General features: G+C 65.8%; 27 protein-coding genes. 19 read left to right on the forward strand and 8 right to left on the reverse strand.

The genetic code is table 11. From position 1 onward, the window contains the following. Together VEY12_06935 and VEY12_06940 are read right to left on the reverse strand one after the other, a co-directional pair. On the reverse strand, positions 1-438 hold a 438-nt coding region (locus VEY12_06935; protein ID HYM39862.1), incomplete at its 3' end, for an NAD(+)/NADH kinase. Continuing rightward, positions 435-1,514, reverse strand: coding sequence for a prenyltransferase (locus VEY12_06940; GenBank protein ID HYM39863.1), 1,080 nt, complete (start codon positions 1,512-1,514; stop codon positions 435-437). The genes VEY12_06940 and VEY12_06935, both read right to left, overlap by 4 nt. 52 nt (positions 1,515-1,566) lie before the next feature. Here VEY12_06940 and VEY12_06945 point away from each other — a divergent pair, with 52 nt between their 5' ends. The 9 genes from VEY12_06945 to VEY12_06985 all read left to right on the forward strand — a co-directional run bounded on the left by VEY12_06945 (position 1,567) and on the right by VEY12_06985 (position 7,622). Next, positions 1,567-1,950, forward strand: coding sequence for a winged helix-turn-helix domain-containing protein (locus tag VEY12_06945; protein HYM39864.1), 384 nt, complete (start codon positions 1,567-1,569; stop codon positions 1,948-1,950). A 28-nt stretch (positions 1,951-1,978) separates the two neighbouring features. Further along, positions 1,979-2,251, forward strand: a complete 273-nt coding sequence (locus tag VEY12_06950; protein ID HYM39865.1) for a hypothetical protein — start codon at positions 1,979-1,981, stop codon at positions 2,249-2,251. A 57-nt stretch (positions 2,252-2,308) separates the two neighbouring features. Beyond that, complete coding sequence (locus VEY12_06955) at positions 2,309-3,253, forward strand: aldo/keto reductase (GenBank protein ID HYM39866.1); 945 nt, start codon at positions 2,309-2,311, stop codon at positions 3,251-3,253. Between the two features lie 6 nt (positions 3,254-3,259). Further along, positions 3,260-3,811 carry a hypothetical protein gene (locus VEY12_06960; protein ID HYM39867.1) on the forward strand — a complete coding sequence of 184 codons (552 nt, stop codon included), beginning with the start codon at positions 3,260-3,262 and terminating at the stop codon, positions 3,809-3,811. A 52-nt stretch (positions 3,812-3,863) separates the two neighbouring features. Next, a complete protein-coding gene (locus tag VEY12_06965) occupies positions 3,864-3,992 on the forward strand; it encodes a hypothetical protein (GenBank protein ID HYM39868.1) in 129 nt (42 codons plus the stop codon). Positions 3,993-4,116: 124 nt separating this feature from the next. Further along, positions 4,117-4,377, forward strand: coding sequence for a winged helix-turn-helix domain-containing protein (locus VEY12_06970; GenBank protein ID HYM39869.1), 261 nt, complete (start codon positions 4,117-4,119; stop codon positions 4,375-4,377). A 131-nt stretch (positions 4,378-4,508) separates the two neighbouring features. Then, a complete protein-coding gene (gene psmB / locus VEY12_06975; GenBank protein ID HYM39870.1) occupies positions 4,509-5,150 on the forward strand; it encodes an archaeal proteasome endopeptidase complex subunit beta in 642 nt (213 codons plus the stop codon). Between the two features lie 34 nt (positions 5,151-5,184). Further along, positions 5,185-7,092, forward strand: coding sequence for a beta-CASP ribonuclease aCPSF1 (locus VEY12_06980; protein ID HYM39871.1), 1,908 nt, complete (start codon positions 5,185-5,187; stop codon positions 7,090-7,092). An 8-nt stretch (positions 7,093-7,100) separates the two neighbouring features. Beyond that, positions 7,101-7,622, forward strand: coding sequence for a hypothetical protein (locus VEY12_06985; protein ID HYM39872.1), 522 nt, complete (start codon positions 7,101-7,103; stop codon positions 7,620-7,622). Here the strand turns inward: VEY12_06985 and VEY12_06990 are convergent. Then, positions 7,619-7,912, reverse strand: a complete 294-nt coding sequence (locus tag VEY12_06990; protein ID HYM39873.1) for a hypothetical protein — start codon at positions 7,910-7,912, stop codon at positions 7,619-7,621. The two genes, VEY12_06985 and VEY12_06990, sit on opposite strands and share 4 nt — an antisense overlap. Positions 7,913-8,007: 95 nt before the next feature. Here VEY12_06990 and VEY12_06995 point away from each other — a divergent pair, with 95 nt between their 5' ends. Together VEY12_06995 and VEY12_07000 are read left to right on the forward strand one after the other, a co-directional pair. Then, positions 8,008-8,478 carry a hypothetical protein gene (locus VEY12_06995; GenBank protein ID HYM39874.1) on the forward strand — a complete coding sequence of 157 codons (471 nt, stop codon included), beginning with the start codon at positions 8,008-8,010 and terminating at the stop codon, positions 8,476-8,478. A 1-nt stretch (position 8,479) separates the two neighbouring features. Beyond that, positions 8,480-9,028, forward strand: a complete 549-nt coding sequence (locus tag VEY12_07000) for a hypothetical protein (GenBank protein HYM39875.1) — start codon at positions 8,480-8,482, stop codon at positions 9,026-9,028. Positions 9,029-9,043: 15 nt separating this feature from the next. Here the strand turns inward: VEY12_07000 and thsB are convergent, their stop codons facing one another. Next, on the reverse strand, positions 9,044-10,705 hold the full coding sequence (gene thsB / locus VEY12_07005; GenBank protein ID HYM39876.1) for a thermosome subunit beta: 1,662 nt from the start codon (positions 10,703-10,705) through the stop codon (positions 9,044-9,046). Positions 10,706-10,901: 196 nt separating this feature from the next. Between thsB and trxA the strand changes: the two genes are divergently transcribed. The 6 genes from trxA (at position 10,902) to pyrI (ending at position 13,826) form a co-directional block, all read left to right on the forward strand. Then, positions 10,902-11,228, forward strand: a complete 327-nt coding sequence (gene trxA / locus VEY12_07010) for a thioredoxin (GenBank protein ID HYM39877.1) — start codon at positions 10,902-10,904, stop codon at positions 11,226-11,228. Between the two features lie 45 nt (positions 11,229-11,273). Then, positions 11,274-11,432 carry a hypothetical protein gene (locus VEY12_07015; GenBank protein HYM39878.1) on the forward strand — a complete coding sequence of 53 codons (159 nt, stop codon included), beginning with the start codon at positions 11,274-11,276 and terminating at the stop codon, positions 11,430-11,432. A gap of 172 nt (positions 11,433-11,604) precedes the next feature. Then, positions 11,605-11,913, forward strand: coding sequence for an ArsR family transcriptional regulator (locus VEY12_07020; protein HYM39879.1), 309 nt, complete (start codon positions 11,605-11,607; stop codon positions 11,911-11,913). A gap of 221 nt (positions 11,914-12,134) precedes the next feature. After that, on the forward strand, positions 12,135-12,350 hold the full coding sequence (locus VEY12_07025; protein ID HYM39880.1) for a hypothetical protein: 216 nt from the start codon (positions 12,135-12,137) through the stop codon (positions 12,348-12,350). Between the two features lie 91 nt (positions 12,351-12,441). After that, entirely contained in the window at positions 12,442-13,374 is a 933-nt protein-coding gene (gene pyrB / locus VEY12_07030) for an aspartate carbamoyltransferase (GenBank protein ID HYM39881.1), read from the forward strand. Continuing rightward, the gene (pyrI, locus tag VEY12_07035; GenBank protein HYM39882.1) at positions 13,371-13,826 is read left to right on the forward strand and encodes an aspartate carbamoyltransferase regulatory subunit; all 456 of its coding nucleotides are present in this window, start codon (positions 13,371-13,373) and stop codon (positions 13,824-13,826) included. The genes pyrB and pyrI overlap by 4 nt, the downstream gene beginning before the upstream one ends. Before the next feature lie 11 nt (positions 13,827-13,837). On the opposite strand, the gene VEY12_07040 is transcribed toward pyrI, so the two are convergent. After that, positions 13,838-14,371 carry a hypothetical protein gene (locus VEY12_07040; GenBank protein ID HYM39883.1) on the reverse strand — a complete coding sequence of 178 codons (534 nt, stop codon included), beginning with the start codon at positions 14,369-14,371 and terminating at the stop codon, positions 13,838-13,840. 274 nt (positions 14,372-14,645) lie between these two features. Between VEY12_07040 and VEY12_07045 the strand changes: the two genes are divergently transcribed. Further along, on the forward strand, positions 14,646-14,894 hold the full coding sequence (locus tag VEY12_07045; GenBank protein HYM39884.1) for a PRC-barrel domain-containing protein: 249 nt from the start codon (positions 14,646-14,648) through the stop codon (positions 14,892-14,894). A 55-nt stretch (positions 14,895-14,949) separates the two neighbouring features. Beyond that, positions 14,950-15,381, forward strand: coding sequence for a ParB N-terminal domain-containing protein (locus tag VEY12_07050; GenBank protein ID HYM39885.1), 432 nt, complete (start codon positions 14,950-14,952; stop codon positions 15,379-15,381). On the opposite strand, the gene VEY12_07055 is transcribed toward VEY12_07050, so the two are convergent. From VEY12_07055 to VEY12_07065, 3 genes are read right to left on the reverse strand one after another with little or no spacing between them, the layout of a single operon-like run. Beyond that, complete coding sequence (locus VEY12_07055; GenBank protein HYM39886.1) at positions 15,356-16,321, reverse strand: hypothetical protein; 966 nt, start codon at positions 16,319-16,321, stop codon at positions 15,356-15,358. The two genes, VEY12_07050 and VEY12_07055, sit on opposite strands and share 26 nt — an antisense overlap. Before the next feature lie 40 nt (positions 16,322-16,361). Further along, a complete protein-coding gene (locus VEY12_07060; protein HYM39887.1) occupies positions 16,362-16,871 on the reverse strand; it encodes a tRNA (cytidine(56)-2'-O)-methyltransferase in 510 nt (169 codons plus the stop codon). A gap of 4 nt (positions 16,872-16,875) precedes the next feature. Next, positions 16,876-17,355: an ArsR family transcriptional regulator gene (locus tag VEY12_07065; GenBank protein HYM39888.1), complete on the reverse strand. Its 480-nt coding sequence runs from the start codon at positions 17,353-17,355 to the stop codon at positions 16,876-16,878. Positions 17,356-17,633: the final 278 nt, after the last annotated feature.

The raw sequence follows: 17,633 nt of genomic DNA on the forward strand, positions 1-17,633 counted from the left end.
CTTGACCCCGGCCGGGATCCCCAGGATGGGACCCCTGGCGTCCACGACCTCGACGACATCCCGGGCCGTGCCGTCTCCCCCGCAGACGAGGACGAGCTCCGCCCGTCCCGCCTCGAACGCCCTCGCGGCCGTGCGCGTGTCCTCCGCGGAAGACGATGCCGGTGGGGTGTGCACGATCTCGACCTCGCCCACGGGAATACCTGCCCGATTCAGCAAGGCCGCTCCCATCTCCCCCGCGCAGGTCAGCCAGCGCACCTCGAGGTCCGGATTCTTTGCCTGCAGCTTGGTGAAGGCCGCGAGGAAGAGCGAGGCGCGCCCCGGGGCGACGGGCTGCGCGCCCGCCGCGCGCGCCTGTTCGGCGACGTGGTCGGTCCCCTTCAGCCCGACCCGGCCGCCCATCCCCGCAATCGGGTTCACGAGGAAGCCGATGCGGCTCACGGGCGGGGGAGGGGACCGGCGCTATTTCCCTCTTCCGCGGCGCGCTTCGCGGCAGGGAGCCAGGCGCGCGCGAATTCCGACGGTGGAGCGACCGCGCGGAGGTGGACGAAGTAGCCCAGAGTGGCCAGTGGGAGCGCTGGCCATAGGAAGGGGGCCAGAGAGACCGAGACCGCGAGCCCCGCGGCGATGCCGAGTTGGATGATCCGCAATTCGTTCCGGGTGATTGACAGGAGGCTGCCGAGGTCCGTGCGCGTATGGACGACGACCGCGACGAGCGTGAACGCGACTCCGGATACAAAGGCCGGGCTCACGAGGAGCGCGAGCGCCGAGTAGAGTGCCGCCGCGCCCGTGGCCAGGAGGGCGGCGTACCGCCGGGAGCCCTCGGGTCCCAACACGACCACGGTGGTCCTCTTGGGCGGCCGGGCGCGAGCATCCGCAGGAGCGTCCTGGTAGTGGTGCATCACGAGCATCGCCGTGCAGACGAGGGCGTGAGCGGACAGGGCGGCGAGGGCGATCCAGGACAGCGTCCCGGTCTGGATACCGTACGCCCCGAGGCCTGCCAGCAGGACCCCCGGGAAGCCTCCGAGCCACTCCCCGAGGAACGGACGGTAGGCGGTCCGGGCGGGCGGTAGGGTGTAGGCGACCCCGAGGACGTAGCCCGCTCCGATCAGGATCAGAAGCCACGCGGATCCCCCAAGGGCGACGACCACCGCGAGCAGGGCCACGGCACTCGTGGAGAGGACGAAGATCGCCCACAGGTCTCTCTCCCCGAGTAGACCGAGCTGCTGGACCTTGCTCCCTCCGGACAAGGCGCGGGGCCTTCCGTCCTGGTCGGTCCCGCTCCGCCAATCGTAGATCTCGTTGACGGAGTGGGTGACCCAGCCTTGGACAAGCCCCGCGAGCGCAAGGGCCACGAGCAGGCGACCCAGGTCGAAGGTGCCCCGCTCCCACCACGCCACTCCCGTCCCGAGGAAGACCGAGGTGTAGGCCCAGAGGAGCACGGGAATGAGGCGGAACTCGAGGAACCAGCCCAGGAGTTTCCGGTGCAATGCACGGAACTGCGCGATTTCGGACAACCGAATGACTATTGCGATAGTAATATTAGAGACTTCTGCCTACAGGGGGCCGATGATCGCGCCGCAAGGGCAGGTGACCGTACGGGCTTGGGGCGGGTCCGTGCTCGACAAGCGGCTGTGGTACCTCCTGGCGGGCACGCGGGGAGGACTCAACCGCGGACGCATCCTCCGGATGCTCCACGAGCGCCCGCTGAACGCGAACGATCTCTCGGGGCGGCTGGGGCTGGACTACAAGACGGTCCGGCACCATCTGGACGTCCTCCGGGACAACGACTGCGTGATGACCCTCGGGAACGAGGGCTACGGCCTCTTGTACGCCCTGTCGCCGCGACTCCAGAGTCACTACGAGGACTTCGAAGCGATCTGGCGCCGGTTGGAGAGCCAGGCTGAGTTAGGCAAACACGGAAATATCCTGGGGTCCATGGAATCCGCCTAGGGATACCCTGGCCCTCGGCCTCTTCTGGATGCTGAGCATGGGCGTCGCCGCGCTCAGCTCCGGGTTCCTCGTCGCCCTCCTGTCCGTGTACGTTCGGAACCACCGCGAGGTCCGCGCGCCGTTCACGTTCGGCCTGGTCTTCTTCGCGTTCCTCCTCCTCGTCCAGAACCTGGGCTCGATCTACTTCGACTTCATGATGTCCGAGACCGGCGTCGGGAGTGGCATCGCGATTCCCATGCTCATCCTGGACGTGGTGGAGCTCGTCGGCTTCGCCGTCCTCTTCGTGGTCACCTGGCGCTAAGCTCGCGAGCGACGCAGTAATAAAGGTCGGACGCCTAGCGGGCCGCGAGGCGGCGTCGTGCTCAACTATCGGCCCATGGGCAAGACCGAGCTTGAGGTGTCCGAGGTTGGCTTTGGGCTCTGGACCCTGGCCTCGGGGCGGTGGGGCTCGTTCACGGAAGACCGGGCGGTCGACCTGCTCCGCAAAGCCTACGACGCGGGGATTAACTACTACGACGTCTCGCCCATGGACGGGGATGGGCTCGGCGAGCGGTTCCTGGGCCAGGCCTTCGCGGACAAGCGAGAGCTCGTGATCATCTCCACGAAGGTCGGGATGACGGGGGGCCGAAGGGATTTCTCCCCTGCGGCGGTCCGAAAGTCCGTGGAGGAAAGCCTCTCACGACTCGGGACCACGTATATCGACGCACTCCAACTCCACTATCCCGACGCCGCCGCGGTCTCGAACCCGAGCCTGTGGCAGGCCTTGGCCGACCTGCAGGCCGCGGGCAAGATCCGGTACTATGGGATTGCCCTAGGCCCCGGCGCGAGCGGCCTGGAGGAGGGACGCACGGCGATGCGGAAGTACGACCTGGCGGCCATCCAAGTCTACTACAACCTTCTCGAGGAGGAACCCGGTCGTAAGCTCTTCCCGGTCGCCCTCGAGATCAAGCAATCGATGACCATCCGGGCGCCGCACGCGGGCGGCGTCCTCGAGGCGGATGCTCCGGTCGCCACCAAGTTTCCCGTGGATGGAGACCTCCAGGTGAAGGATGGCACCTGGCTCGGCCTCGCGGCGAGACGGGCGGCGAACCTCGCCTGGATCCACGAGAACAAGGGGATGACCATGGAGCAGGCGGCCTTGAAGTTCATCCTTTCCGAGGAGACCGTGGCCTCCGTGCTCCCGAACATCTACCGCGAGGAGCAGCTGGCCACGTACTCCGCCGTATCCGACTTCGAGAACTTCTCCCAGGCGGAGCTCGCGGAAATCGCGGAGCAGTTCCGCCGAGGGTTCGGCGTGGCGTGAGGCCGCATGCTCCTCGGCTACGTCGACTCGAACGAACGACTGTACGACCTGGGGTTCGGGACCCTCAAGATGAAGATGCGGGTCGAGTCCCATGAAGGGGCGGAACGCGTGGTGTTCTCCAAGGCCTCGGGGGAGGGAGAGATTGCCTACCGGGTCCTTGCCTCCGCGGACGTTACCGCCTCCCTCTCCATGGATCACGACGGCCACGCGATCCCTCTGCTTCGACCCGTGCAAGGTCGTGCCCTTCGCCATGAAGGCGGCCTGGTGTTCATCGCGTCCCCACGTGAGCGCGATTCCGAGGAACCCGGGTTCTTCCTCGTGCAGGTCCGCGCGATGCCGAGTGCCCTCAAATTCTTCTTCGAAGACCGCGAGGGGACCGAGTTCGTCTCCGTGCCTCGCGATGAGGCCTTGCGAGTCGCCGAGGGACCCCGAGCCATAACCCTGTACGTCTCCGCGGAGAGCGTCGCCCTGCCCAAGGAGAAGATCGCGTACGCGCTCGAGCTCGCGCCCGTCCCGCGCGCCGCCCCGCTGCTGAGCGGTTTCGGGATGTCTCCGTGAGCGCGACAAAAGGCTTACCATCGACGCTCAAGTTGCCGCGGCGAGGTCACGCATGTCGTACGACATCGGGAACTTGGGCCTGAAGGGCGGCAGCAAGAAGCACACGGCGCTCTACGTGGGCGTCGCGGTCGTCGTAATCGTCGTCGTGGTCATCGCCCTCTTCCTCGCCAATGTGATCTGAGTCCCGGCATCGTCCCGGGGAGGGCGCGGCGCCTCTCGGGATTGGGCTCGGCTTCCGCAATCACGACTGATACGAAGGGCGATACCCTCAACTCCCCCGAACGGCAGGATTTCCTCGATCCCCCATGAAGGTGCACCTCGATCCCGCCTCGAAGCGCATCCTGTTTGCCATGCTCGCGAGCCCCAAGACGCCGTCCGAGGTGAGTCGGATCTATGGTATCCCGGTCGCGGTCGTGTGGCAGAAGGTCGCGAGGTTGCGTGACCTCGGCCTCCTCCGGGAAGTCTTCGCCTTCATCGACGGACGCGGAACGCTCCACCGCTACTTCGAGGCCGTCCTGCCCGTCGACGTGTCCGAAGAGGAGCAGGAACTCGTTCTCCAGGATTGAGGACGTCCGAAAGGATGCGCGGGAGGAGCGCCCACGTCCCGCTCTCCAGATGACGGTCAGAACCCTTAAATACCGCCGGGATTATCGTCCGGATGTCAACTTTTGACGCTTTTGGTCACGGAAGTGTAGCCATGGCATCTGTTTCCAGAGAAGTGGAGACCGGGACGACCACCCTCGGCCTCGTGTGCAAGGACGGGGTCATCCTGGCCGCCGACCGACGCGCGACCGCAGGGTTCCTGATCGCCCACAAGCGCACCCAGAAGGTCTACCGCCTCGACGACAACATCGGGCTCACGACGGCGGGCCTGGTGGGCGACCTGCAGACCCTTGCGCGGTACATCACCGCGGAGGTCGAGCTGTACAAGCTCAAGCGGAACGCGCCCATGCCCGTCGAGGCCTGCGCCACCTTGACCGCGAACATCCTCTCCGGCTCCAGGTACTACCCGTACTGGGTGCAGCTCTTGATCGGCGGGATCGACCGGAACGGCGGCCACGTCTACTCCCTCGACGCCGCGGGCGGGTCCCTGCCCGACAAGTTCGTCTCCACGGGCTCCGGGAGCCCGTTCGTCTACGGTGTCCTCGAGGACCACTGGAGGGACGACCTGACGACGAACGAAGGCGCGGATCTCGCAATCCGTGCGGTCACCGCGAGCATGAAGCGTGACGCCGCCTCCGGTGAGGGGATTGACGTCGCGATCATTTCCAAGGACGGTTTCAAGATACTCGATGACAAGGAAGTGGAGAAGCGCAAGGCAGCGATGAAGCTGACCTGAGCGTCCCGCGGGCCTGAGGCCCAAGTGGGATTCAATGAGCATTGAAGACATTCTGAGCGACGCGAGGAGCGTCGTCAAGAAGGTGGTCCCCGACCATGTGGAGATCACCCAGGTGGACTTCGAGGGCCCCACGATCGTGATCTACACGAAGAACATGGAGGCCTTCGCGGAGTCGAACGAGCTGGTGCGCCAGATCGCGCAGCAGCTGCGGCGCCGGATCATCGTGCGGCCGGATCCCTCCCTCCTGGCCACCCAAGAGGAGGCTGAAAAGGTCATCCGCGAGCTGATTCCCGCAGAAGCCCAGATCACGGGCATCTACTTCGAGACGGAAACGGGCGAGGTCTCCATCGAGGCCCTCAGCCCGGGCATGGTCATCGGCCGCCACGGTCAGCTACTGAACGAGATCAAGAAGAAGATCGGGTGGGCGCCGAAGGTGGTCCGCACGCCGCCGATCCCCTCGAAGACCGTCGAGGAGATCCGCCAGTACCTCCGGACGATCAACGACGAACGACAGGCGTTCCTGAAGCAAGTAGGCCGCAAGCTCGCCCGTGAGGTCCCGTCCGGGGAGAACTACGTCCGAATTACGGCCCTGGGCGGGTTCCGCCAGGTCGGGCGCTCCTGCGCGCTCCTGAGCACGAAGGAGTCCAAGGTCCTCATTGACTGCGGCGTCCTGATCTCGGAGGACAACGGCTCCCCGTACCTGAACGCCCCGGAAGTCATGCCCCTCTCCTCGATCGACGCCGTCGTCATCACCCATGCCCACCTGGACCACTCGGGCCTCGTCCCGGCCCTGTACAAGTTCGGATACGAAGGGCCCATCTACACTACGCCGCCGACGCGGGACCTCATGTCCCTGCTCCAGCTCGACTTCATCAAGGTCGCCATGGGCGAGGCGCGCAAGTCCGCGTACGAGTCCCAGCACGTGCGTAAGGCCGTGGCCAACACGATCCCCCTGAAGTACGGCGAGACCACGGACATCGCGCCGGACGTCCGTCTGACCTTCCAGAACGCGGGGCACATCCTGGGCTCCTCACTGGCCCACTTCCACATCGGGGACGGGCTGTACAACATCGCCATGTCGGGCGACATCAAGTTCGAGAAGACCTGGCTCTTCAACCCGGCAGTGAACAAGTTCCCGCGGCTCGAGACCCTGGTCCTCGAGTCCACGTACGGCGGCTACCACGACGTGCAGCCGTCGCGGCACGAGGCGGCGCAGCAGATCAAGGAGATCGCGCGGCGCGTGCTGAACCGAGGCGGCAAGATGCTGGTCCCCGTGTTCGCCGTCGGGCGCTCCCAGGAGGTCATGCTCGTCCTCCAGGACGCAATGAAGAACCACCAGATCCCCGAGGTCCCCATCTACCTGGACGGCATGATCTGGGAGGCCACGGCGATCCACACGGCGTACCCGGAGTACCTGAACAGCCAGCTCCGGACGGAGATCTTCCAGACCGGCGAGAACCCCTTCCTCTCCCCGTACTTCAAGCGCGTGGAGACCGCGGACATGCGCGCGAACATCATCGACGACGTGGAGCCGTGCATTGTCCTCGCGACCAGCGGCATGATGTCCGGCGGCCCCGTGCTCGAGTACTTCAAAGGCTGGGCGGACAATCCGCTCCACGCCCTGATCTTCGTCGGATTCCAGTCCGAGGGTTCCCTGGGCCGTCGCATCCAGCGCGAGGCCCGCGAGGTCACCCTGAACGATCGAGGCCAGCCGCTCACCCTTCAGATCAAGATGGACCTCGAGACGATCGACGGCTTCTCCGGCCACTCGGACCGCCTCCAGCTCCTGAACTTCGTCGGCACGATGGAACCCCGGCCCGAGCGGATCATCGTGAACCATGGCGAGGAGTACAAATGCGCCGACCTGGCCTCGGGCATCTACAAGAAGTTCGGCCTCGAGGCGCGGGCGCCGATGAACCTCGAGACGATTCGCCTCAAGTGAGGGAACCCATGGCCGCGGTCCCGCGGACACCGGCGCCGGTCTGGGCGCGCCGCATCCAGGGCTGGTCGTTCCTCGTGTTCTTCGTCGCCCTGATCCTGCTCACGTTCGCGGCCGTCGAGTTCTGGAACGCGGGGGACTTCGAGATGAGCGGCTACTTCGCAGGGCTCGCCTCCGTGGCGCCCCTGCTGCTCCTCGCCCTGATCTACTACGGCATGCCGGTCTGGGGGATCTCGGTCCCGCTCGGCCCCGACGCGGTGGCGGGCGCCCTCGCGACGGCCGCCGTAGGACACGGGGTCGAACCGGTCGCGGAGCGGGATGGCCCCTTCGCTCGGTGCGTTGCCGTCGTCCACTTCGATGAGCCCGCCTGCACCCTGGGCTGGTCCCCGGAGCCGACCGCGCCGGGTGTGGGCGCCAGCCGCCGTGCGACCGTCGTGGTCCTCCGTCCGGAGACGCGCGACCGCACCGCCCTGGCCGCCTTCCGAACCGCGCTCGCGCGGTCCCTGGTCGATGCGGCCCGATCCGCCGCCTAGAGGCACGTGCAGTCGAGCCACGACTGGAGTCCGTCGTGGGCGGCGTCCAGGTCCATGACCCTCTCCTCGGTCCCATCGCACACGGCGAACCGCTCGAGCACGACACGGTCGCCGATCCGCCGGAAGTCGATGCGCACGCAGGGCACGGTGTTGGGCCGGTCGGACTCCGTGAACCAGGGTTCGAACGCGAGGGAGATCCGATTGTCCCGGTCCTCGAGGCAGTACCCGCGGATGTGACAGAGGCCCTGGCGGAATCCCTCGTAGGGTGCCGTGATGGCCTCGGGAGTCATCGGTTGGAACGGAACGGAGGACCCCGCCGAAGAATCCTCCGCAAGTACTCTTCGGCGCGCATCCCTCCGTGGGAAACCTTTTGGCCTGGCTCGCGATGGGCCGGATTGTGCGGGCCCACTACGACAAGGTCAAGGACCGGCTTTCCCCCGAGGCCTTCGACCGTGAGGTCGTCGAAACCGTGGAGGAGTGGGGCGGCCTTTTGGACCGGGATGCCGCGGCTATGGTCGTCGTCGAGCGCCACGGCGGCAGCGTGGCCGCGTTCCAGGCGATCAAGGATCTCGAAGAAGGAAGCGAGGCCAACCTTCGCGCGACCGTGGTCGGGCTGTCTCCCGTCCGGACGTTCACGCGCCAGGACGGGACCGCGGGCCGCGTCGTGAACCTCGAGCTGCGGGACGAGAGCGGCTTCTGCCGCATGCCCCTCTGGGACGACGACGTCGATTGGGTCGAGAAGGGCAAGATCGCGGTCGGGAGGACCGTCCGCGCGATCGACTGCTTCGTGAAGCGCACGAACTTCGGGCTCGAGGTCGGCCGCGGCAAGTTCGGCGCGATCCTTGTGGAGGACTGAGGTGGCCGAGGCGACCTCCGAGGCGCACGCCGCGCCCTCGTGGATGTACGTGAACGAGATGCGCGTCATCGGCTTCGTCATGGCCGCGGCGATGCTCGTCCTTGGAATCGGCCTGCTGATCTACATCGTGGACGGTGCGGAGCAGATGGACACGGTGGACGTCTTCCTGGGTACCGGGGTCTTCTTCATCCTGTTCGCCGTACTGTTGTTCGTCCCGCGGCTCCGAAGCCGTGGGGCGATGAGCTTCAGCCTCCTCGTGGAGGACGACCTGGACGACGTCGAGCGCGCGGTGGCATCCGCGGTCGAGGAAAGCGGTCGAAAGCCCTCCGTCACGGCGGGCCAAGCGCGGTTCCGTCGGCCGCCTCGGGAGATCGCGGTGGAAGGGGTCTCGTGGAAGTTCACGCTCCAGGCCGCACCGTATCGGGAGCGCAAGGAGGACGGCACCCAATGGACGGAGATCATCCAGGTGGGGCTTGAAAATGAGAAGGATGAGGTCGCACGCGAGTTGCGGGAGCGCGTCCTGACTCGCCTTGCGACCTCGGGTGTCTGACCGGTTGGTCCGTCGTCACATGCCCATGCCGGGCATGCCGCCCATCCCACCCATGCCGCCGCCGTGCTCGTGGCCGCCAGCGCCCGGGGCCGGGGTCGGGCTCTTCTTGGACGCGATTACGTCGTCGATCCGAAGAATCATGCTCGCCACTTCGGTGGCCGACTGGAGCGCCTGGGTCTTGACCCGGAGCGGCTCGATCACGTTGGCCTTGAGCATGTCCTGGGGCTCGCCCGTGAGGATGTTCACGCCCATGTTCTTGCCGGCCTTCTTCCCGTGCTCCGACCGGAGCTTGATCAACACGTTGATCGGGTCCAGGCCCGCGTTCTCCCCGAGCGTCCTCGGGATCACGTCCAGCGCGTTTGCGAAGGCTTCGATGGCGAGCTGCTCGCGGCCCCCGACCGTGGCCCCGTAGTCCTTGAGCCCGAGGGTCAGCTCGATTTCTGCGGCGCCTCCGCCGGCGAGCGCCTTGCCGTCCTCAAGGCCGGCAGAGACGACACGCAGCGCGTCGTGAAGGATGCGCTCGACCTCGTCGACGACATGCTCCGTGCCGCCGCGGATCAGGATCGAGACGGCATGCGCGCTTTTGCAGCCCGTGACGAACGTGAGCTCGTCCGGACCGACCTTGCGTTCCTCGACGAGTTCGGCATGCCCTAGTTCTTTGGCGGTGAGGTCATCCAGGTTTGTGATGATGCGGCCCCCTGTGGCCTTCGCGAGCTTCTTCATGTCGCTCTCCTTGACCCGCCGGACGGCGTACATGCCCGCCTGGGCGAGGTAGTGCTGCACGAGGTCGTCCACGCCCTTCTGGCAGAGGACCACGTTCGCGCCGGAGGCCTTGATCTGGTCCACGAGGCTCTTGAGGCCCTTTTCCTCTTCGTCCAAGAACTTCTGGAGTTGGTGCGGATCCCGGATGCGGATTTCCTCGCTTACCTCGGTCTTCTTGACTTCGAGGGCCCGGTTGACGAGGGCGATCTTCGCGCCGCGGACGAACTTGGGCATCCGCGGGTGCACGCGTTCCTTGTCGAGGACGATGCCATCAATCAGCGCGGTTTCCCGGATGTCTCCCCCATGCTTCTTCTGGACAAGGATGTTGTCCACATCGGCGCGGGTCTCCCCCGCTACCTCTTCGACGATGGAGAGGACGGCGTCAACAGCGATGTTCGCGAGGAAGTCGCTGCTGTCCCCCACGCTCCGCCCGCTCATGGCGGTACGCGCGATGGAGCGCAGCACCTCCTTGTCCGTGCGCTTGACGTCGAAGGCGAGGCCCTGGAGCCGCCGTACGGCTTCCTGCTCCGCCATTCGGTAGCCGTTCACGATGATCGTGGGATGGACCTCGGCCTCGATGAGGCGCTCCGCCATCTTGAGCAACTCCCCCGCGATGACGACTGCGCTCGTCGTCCCGTCGCCGACCTCGTCGTCCTGGGTCTTCGCGACCTCGACGATCATCTTGGCTGCGGGATGCTCGATTTCGATCTCCTTCAAAATGGTCACGCCGTCGTTCGTGATCGTAACGTCGCCAAGCGAGTCGACGAGCATCTTGTCCATGCCCTTCGGGCCCAGCGTCGACTTGACGGCGTCCGCCACGGCACGCGCGGCCGCAATGTTGTTGTGCACCGCCCCATTGCCCTTCTCTCTGTCCGTCCCCTCTTTGAGGATGATGACCGGCTGTCCCTGCATCATTGGAAATCCCGCTCGTCTATGCTAGGGCTTCTATATAAGCACTTCGAAATCAGCGCGCCCGCTTCGCGCTCCGGTCCCGGCCTCGACGGGCGAGTCAGCTCCGGCTGCCGCGGACAGGACTCGCAGCCCCCGGTTCAGTGGGGTCGCGCGGAAGTTTATATCGAACCGGTCGCTACGATTGGGCGAGAGTGCGTTCATGGCGAGCAAGCCGATCCATGTCACCGACGCCGAGTTCGACAAGGTCGTGAAGGAGCAGCCCTATGTGGTCGTAGACTTCTGGGCGGAGTGGTGCGCTCCGTGCCGGGCGATTGCCCCCACGATTGAGGAACTCGCCCAGAAGTATGACGGCAAGGTGACCTTCGCGAAGGTCAACAGCGACGAGAACCCCAAGGCGGTCAACCAGTACATGGTCATGGGGATCCCTACCCTCCTGTTCTTCAAGGCCGGGAAGCTCGTGGACCAGGTCGTCGGCGCGATGCCGCGCGGGCCGCTCGAGGAACGTGTCAAGAAGCACCTCGCGTGACGACATTTAGAAGTACCTAAATGGCCCTGGCGCAGTGCGAGGATCATGAGCTCCGTCATCGAGACTCTCGCGAGCAAGAAGAAGCCCCCGGAGGCTCCCGCCACGATGATTCTTCCCGTCGTGCAGACGGAACACGAGGGCGCGTGCGGCGAGAACTGCGGCTGCGGCGCGAACGAATCCGAAGGCGGCTGCTGCGGCGGCTAGTCGCGCAGCGGTAGACCGCGCTGTTCCGCAATCTGAGAATCACTCAGGATAACTGCCTCTCTGCGGTTCATATACCATCTCACTCCTCGATTCTGATGAACGAGGAGGAAGAGATACGGACCCTCTGGAAGCATCTCGTCTCGTCACCGACGAGTACTCCGCCAAAATCCTGGTGGCCACGTTCAAGAAGGCGAAGTCCGCCATTGACCTGAGCCGGGAGTACGGGATCCCCATCGCAGCCTGCTACCGTCGGATCCACGCGCTCGAGCGGGCGGGTCTCATCCGGTGCACGGAGCGCGCCCTGACCCAGAAGGGGAAGCGGATCTCCCTCTACATGTCCCAGCTCAAGAATGCATACATCTTCTTCGAGAACGGCCGCCTGCGCGTGCGGTTCCAGCTCGCGACCGGGATCACGAAGGACTTCGGCGGCGACTGGAAGGCGGTCGACGTCGTCGAGCCGGGACCGTCCCTGTTCCAATAACCCCTCCTCCACAACCCACAGGCAGGACCGAGAACCCCTCGTCCTGCCTCTTTTATTCCGTCCCTCGAGCGGGGTCGTTGTTCTCGTCCATTTTGCGCGGTTGCCGCAGGCTTTGACAAACGCGCCATGCCACCATCGTCGGACGGGTTCGGGGTCCGTCTCAGAATTGAGACCGTTGACAATTCCGTTTTATACGGCGGGGTCGAATTGGCATACTCTCCATGGACCGCGACCGGATGAAGTACCTGTTCAGGGAGATTCTCGGCGTCGACGTCGACGAGGTCGTCAAGCAGGTCGTCGCCACGATCTCGGTGGAGCGTGCGAAGCAGGCCCAGCAGAACAGCCGGGACTGGAAGAAGTACATGGAGGCGGAGGGCGGCCTCATCATCCTGCCGTCCAACGTCACCCAGTTGGGGAGAAAGGAGCCGAAACCGTAAGCGGCGTGCGGCCCTCGCCTGAGGCCGCAACCCCTTTTTCTCGGGGCCGCGCCGGATATCCTTTAAATCGTTCCTCCGGATATCGGGCTCGATGTCAGGATTCCGGGGGAGGGACATCCTGTCCATCCGCGAGCTCTCGCGGGCGGACATCGAGCTCGTGCTGCGGACGGCCCGCAAGATGGTGCCCATCGCCACGGGCAAGCGCTCGTCGAAAGCCCTGGAGGGGAAGATCCTCAGCACCCTCTTCTTCGAGCCTTCCACCCGCACGCGGCTCTCCTTCGAGAGCGCGATGCAGCGCCTCGGCGGACGGGTCCTCGGGTTCGCGAGCACGGAGGGCACTTCGATCCAGAAGGGGGAGACCCTCGCGGACACGATTCGCATGGTCGAGAGCTACAGCGACGCGATCGTCCTCCGTCATCCCCAGGAAGGCGCGGCCCGTCTCGCCGCGGAGTTCACGGAGCGGCCCGTGATCAACGCGGGCGATGGGGCCGGGCAGCATCCCACGCAGACCCTCCTGGACCTGTACACGATCTGGGACGAGAAGGGCGGGTTCGAGGGACGGAACGTCGCCCTGGTCGGCGATCTGAAGTACGGCCGCACGGTCCACTCCCTCACATACGCCCTCACGGACTTCGGCGCCAACCTGACCTTCGTGAGCCCCCCGACGCTCGAGATGCCGCGGGAGATCGTCGAACACGTGAAGGAGAAGGGGCTGCCCCTGAAGATCACGCACCGCCTCGAGGACGTGATCCGCGACGCGGACGTCCTCTACATGACCCGCATCCAGAAGGAGCGGTTCCCCGACCCCCAGGAGTACGAGAAGGTCGCGGGGGTCTACCGCATCGACGCGAACGGGCTCCGCGAGGCGAAGCGGGACCTGATCGTCATGCACCCGCTCCCGCGCATCACGGAGATCGCGCCCGACGTGGACCGCACGAAGCACGCGATCTACTTCAAGCAGGCCGGGAACGGGGTGCCCGTCCGGATGGCCTTGCTCCAGCTCATCCTGGGGGCGGCCGCATGAGGGAACTCCGCGTCACGCCGATCAAGAACGGCACGGTGATCGACCACATCCCCGCGGGCATGGCGCTCAAGGTCCTCCGCATCCTGGGCATCGGGGACTCCGTGTCGTCGACGGTCACCGTGGCCATGCACGTGCCGAGCCGGATCATGGGCTGGAAGGACATCGTCAAGGTCGAGGACCGGGAGCTGGCCGCGCGCGAGATCGACAAGATCGCCCTCATCGCTCCCACCGCCTCCGTGAACGTAATCCGTAACTACAACGTGGCGGAGAAGCATCGCGTCGCCCTCCCGGACCGTGCGATCGGAATCCTGCGGTGCGGCAACCCCAACTGCATTTCGAACACCAAGGAGCCCGTGGAGTCCGAGTTCGTCGTGCGCTCCAAGAACCCGCTCCGCGTCTTCTGTCGCTTCTGCGACCGCGAGCTCGAGGACATTCCCGGGCACATCGTCTAGGCCGGAGCCGGCTAGCCCCGCCAGGTCAGACTCTGGAGGAGGGATCCGTCCGTCCAGATGAGGTAGAACGTTAGGTCGGTTCCGACGACGGGTGCGGAGGGGAACGCGATCGTGAACATGTCGCCGCCGCTGAGCGCGCCGTCTCCGTCGAGGTCCGTCCACTTGATGCCGACCGAGGACGGGTTCGCTCCCGACATCGGCACGGTGACGTTCTGACCCGTGGATCCCAGGTTCACGGCGCTGCCTCCGATTGTGGCGCCGATGGCGAAGTTCACCTTGAAGTTCGCTGGCGTCTCGGCCGGCAACGCGGCGGCTACCGCGAACGTCCACGTCACCCCATTCACCTTCGTCGGGCTCGAGAGCGTGACGAGGGGCTTGCCCGGGCCGCCCGGGTTGACGGGAGGGGTCATGAGGTAGACGAGCGCGCCCAGGATTCCCACTGCGGCGACGACGGCCACCACGACGAGGACCACGATCACCGCGGTGCGGTCCGCCTTCGGGGGCGGCATGTAGGGAGGCGGAGGGTTGTACGTGGGCCACGGCAAGGGCTGGCCGCACCTTCCGCAGAAAGCCGCCGCGGGTACAAGCTCAGCTCCACATCTTGGGCAGGCCGCCGTGCCGTCCGCCTCCGCAGACGAGGATACCAGGGTTTCCGGCGAGAAAAGCCTTCCGAAGCCTCGCCCGATTTCCTCGCTTGGCCCTCCCCTCCATCGTCTCGTTTGTCAACCAGGTCGCCACCGAAGGGCTTAAGAATCGAACCTTGGATACGGACGCAGCAGAAGGGATGGTGAGCGTCTGCTCGGAGAAATCTCTGAGATCATCGGGCTGCAGGTCTACACCCAGAACGGCGTGTTCCTGGGCAATGTGAACAACTTGGTCGTGGACGTCGACAACGGATCCGTGGACGGCATCTTCGTCGGGGAGACGAACCCCCTCCTCGTGGAAGGGAGCCGCGCGGTCAGCGTCCCGTACCGCTGGGTGCAGAGCGTCGGCGACATCGTCGTGCTCCGGTACTTCCCGAAGCGGGTCACGGCGAAGCGCGCGGCGGCTCCGGTCGCCGCCCAGTAGCGTTCCTCCCGCTACTTACGTCACATTTATCCCGCGGGCCCTCGATAGGTTCGGTATGGCCCGCGTGGGCTTCGAGACCAAGGCGGCACCCGCGGCTCGCTTCGAGCTTCTCGACATCGATCTTCTCCATTGTCACGAGGAGATTCAGCCCTCGTTGTTGGAGCGGGTCATGGAGGAGATCCGGGAGGACGGGTACGTGAAGAAGCCCATCCTGGTTGCGGACAAGGTCTGGGTCATCTTGGACGGCCACCACCGGTACGAGGCCCTGCGCCGGCTTGGGTGCCGCCGCGTGCCCGCGTACGTGATCGACTACTTCTCGGACGTCGTCGACTTGGGCCTGTGGCCCACCGCCAAGGAGAAGAACGTGCGGAAGCAGGACGTCGTGGAGCGGGGACGGGCCGGACTCCTCTACACGCCGAAGACGACGCGCCACACGATCAGAATCCACCTGCCCGACGTGTTCACGGACCTCGAGGACCTGATGTAGGTTCGCGGGGGCTCTCATCACCGCGGGATCGATTCCGCCGGATGCGGCGCCGCCGGACGACCAGGAACGCCGTTGCGGTCGCGGCAACCGCCACAGCGCCGAGGACGAGAAGCCACTGGTCCGTGGAGAGCCCGAGCCAGTTCGACGGCTCCGCGGCGTGGTACCGATACGCGACGAGGGTGCTCACGGCGGTCAGGTTGCCTCCGCGGTCGTACGATTCCGTCCGCACGTTGTTGCCCACCGCAGCCGAGTAGAAGAGCCGCTGCCAGGTTCCGTCGGGAGCGGCCTCACGCACGGGGAAGGACTCAAACGTCCCAGCCGGGGCGCTCAGCTGGACCGCGTCGCCCAAGGAGAATCCGAGCGTCCACCGGCCCGTCCCGTTCTGGTGGACATGCCCGCCGGAGGAACTGTAGAGGTCCTGGGTGAAGTTGTAGGCGGCGGTGACGTTCCCCGACGATCCCGCGACCCAGGGGTAGCCCCAGCCGTCCGAGAGGATCGCGTACGTAGTCGTGTTCTGGAGCCGCAGGGAATAGGGGACCACATACTGGTAGGTCCCGTTCACGGACAGGTCGAGGAGGCTGTAGATGGGGTGTAGATCCCGAGGCTCGAACCGCTCCTCGCCGGTCAGCGTCCAACTCCCGGTCACGGCGATGGTCCCGTTCCCCGTGGTCAGGTGCCCCGCCGCGGTCCCCGATCCCGTGAGGACCACGCGGTAGGCGTCCACCGGGGTCCCTCCCGTGGCCGTGGCGGTGGTCCCCGTCACCGTGGACGTCGCGGTCCCGGTCAGGTTGAGACCCGGGGTCAACGTCGTGTTCGTGCGGTACGTCCAGAAATCCCCGGCGGTCCAGGAGGGACGGTCCACGGAGGTTGCCGTCGCATTCCCGGCGAGCGCGACCAGCAGGAAGCCGAGAGCCAGCGCAGAAACCCGGGATCGCGCCACGGCAAAGGATGCGGAGCGGCGCGAGATAAAGGTTCGCCGGCTAGCCCGGTTCGTCGACCACGTCCTTCCCCCGCGGGCTCGGCCGGATCCGGATGCGGCCTCGGAACTCCCGCCGAAGCCCTTCGCCCCCCAGGAGGCGATCCAAGAACACGGCGAGCGCGGCGACCTCCGAGTGGGGCTGGTTTCCCACCGCCACGTTGACGTCCGCCTGCCGGTAGAGATCCGCGGGGACCTTCTCGGCGCCCACGATCACGAGCAGGTCGTCGTGCGGCATTCGTGGCAGCACCTCGTCGAGGGGGAGGCCGTACATCGTGAGGTGGACCTTGGTGCCGGGGAACTCCCGCAGGACGCGGCGCCACTGGACTCCCGTCTCGATCTCGAACGGCCCGCCGAACCGGCGTACGAGGGTTCGAACCGTCTTCTCAAGGGCCGAATCCCTCGTGTCCACGAGCACACGCGCCGCCCCGAACGCACGCGCGGTGAGCGCCACATGGGTCGTGACCCGCTTGTCCCGCGCGGGTCGGTGCCCGAGCCGCAGGACGGTGATCACCGGGTCAGTCCTCAAACCGGATGATCCGATGGCCGCGGAAGTCGAGCCTCGGCGAACGCTTGACGAGCGCCTTGAGCATGGTCTGCGTGACCTTGAGCGCATCCGACACGTCCCCGGAGAACTTGCCCTCGGGCCCGATCATGTCGAAGATGCTCCTCTCGATCTTCTCGTAGTCCGCCTCGGGCATCATGGCGGCGTGGAGCACGTCGGAAATCTCCTGGACGGGGGCCGTCGCATTGATGTGGAAGGAGGAGTAGAAGGCATGGTAGGCCTTCTCCGGCGAGGCGCCCGCCCCGGTCTGCCATTTCGTCTCCACGAGCTTCATCTTCTCGAAGAATCGGAGGGCGTCGAGGCCCTCGGCCCCGAATTTCTCCTCGATCTGCTTGGCCGTCTGCCAGTTCGCGGTGACCTCTTTGAACACGTTGCTCTTGATCTCGGAATCGACCGCGCGGAGGATGGGGACCAGCTCCGCAACCTCACTCACAACCTTGATGCGATTCAAATCAATCGACTTGCCCTTGAACGGGTTGTGGCGTTATAAGTTTAATTCGCTCGCGAAAAAGAATTTCGTCATGCTACATCGAGACAAGCGAAGCACCGCTGCTTCCGTTCGACCAGGCGCGCCCCGTCCGGAGGAACGGCAAGACCGAGTCGCCGCGTGTGGGGGGCGAAACTCCATATCCCGGCGCTTGTGATGGGAATCCGGATCCGATGAAGGTGCGCGACCTGCGGGCCGAGGCCAAGGTGGACGTCCTCGAGCTC

Source organism: Thermoplasmata archaeon (genome assembly GCA_035632695.1).
Classification (GTDB): Archaea; Thermoplasmatota; Thermoplasmata; order RBG-16-68-12; family RBG-16-68-12; genus RBG-16-68-12.

What these genes read in the sequence shown, in the direction of transcription:
- VEY12_06945 (HYM39864.1), top strand. Translation starts at nt 1,567, where the DNA reads ATGATCGCGCCGCAAGGGCAGGTGACCGTACGGGCTTGGGGCGGGTCC.
- VEY12_06950 (HYM39865.1), top strand. Translation starts at nt 1,979, where the DNA reads ATGCTGAGCATGGGCGTCGCCGCGCTCAGCTCCGGGTTCCTCGTCGCC.
- VEY12_06960 (HYM39867.1), top strand. Translation starts at nt 3,260, where the DNA reads ATGCTCCTCGGCTACGTCGACTCGAACGAACGACTGTACGACCTGGGG.
- VEY12_06965 (HYM39868.1), top strand. Translation starts at nt 3,864, where the DNA reads ATGTCGTACGACATCGGGAACTTGGGCCTGAAGGGCGGCAGCAAGAAG.
- VEY12_06970 (HYM39869.1), top strand. Translation starts at nt 4,117, where the DNA reads ATGAAGGTGCACCTCGATCCCGCCTCGAAGCGCATCCTGTTTGCCATG.
- psmB (HYM39870.1), top strand. Translation starts at nt 4,509, where the DNA reads ATGGCATCTGTTTCCAGAGAAGTGGAGACCGGGACGACCACCCTCGGC.
- VEY12_06980 (HYM39871.1), top strand. Translation starts at nt 5,185, where the DNA reads ATGAGCATTGAAGACATTCTGAGCGACGCGAGGAGCGTCGTCAAGAAG.
- VEY12_06985 (HYM39872.1), top strand. Translation starts at nt 7,101, where the DNA reads ATGGCCGCGGTCCCGCGGACACCGGCGCCGGTCTGGGCGCGCCGCATC.
- VEY12_06990 (HYM39873.1), bottom strand. Translation starts at nt 7,912, where the DNA reads ATGACTCCCGAGGCCATCACGGCACCCTACGAGGGATTCCGCCAGGGC.
- VEY12_06995 (HYM39874.1), top strand. Translation starts at nt 8,008, where the DNA reads ATGGGCCGGATTGTGCGGGCCCACTACGACAAGGTCAAGGACCGGCTT.
- thsB (HYM39876.1), bottom strand. Translation starts at nt 10,705, where the DNA reads ATGATGCAGGGACAGCCGGTCATCATCCTCAAAGAGGGGACGGACAGA.
- trxA (HYM39877.1), top strand. Translation starts at nt 10,902, where the DNA reads ATGGCGAGCAAGCCGATCCATGTCACCGACGCCGAGTTCGACAAGGTC.
- VEY12_07015 (HYM39878.1), top strand. Translation starts at nt 11,274, where the DNA reads ATGAGCTCCGTCATCGAGACTCTCGCGAGCAAGAAGAAGCCCCCGGAG.
- VEY12_07025 (HYM39880.1), top strand. Translation starts at nt 12,135, where the DNA reads ATGGACCGCGACCGGATGAAGTACCTGTTCAGGGAGATTCTCGGCGTC.
- pyrB (HYM39881.1), top strand. Translation starts at nt 12,442, where the DNA reads ATGTCAGGATTCCGGGGGAGGGACATCCTGTCCATCCGCGAGCTCTCG.
- pyrI (HYM39882.1), top strand. Translation starts at nt 13,371, where the DNA reads ATGAGGGAACTCCGCGTCACGCCGATCAAGAACGGCACGGTGATCGAC.
- VEY12_07050 (HYM39885.1), top strand. Translation starts at nt 14,950, where the DNA reads ATGGCCCGCGTGGGCTTCGAGACCAAGGCGGCACCCGCGGCTCGCTTC.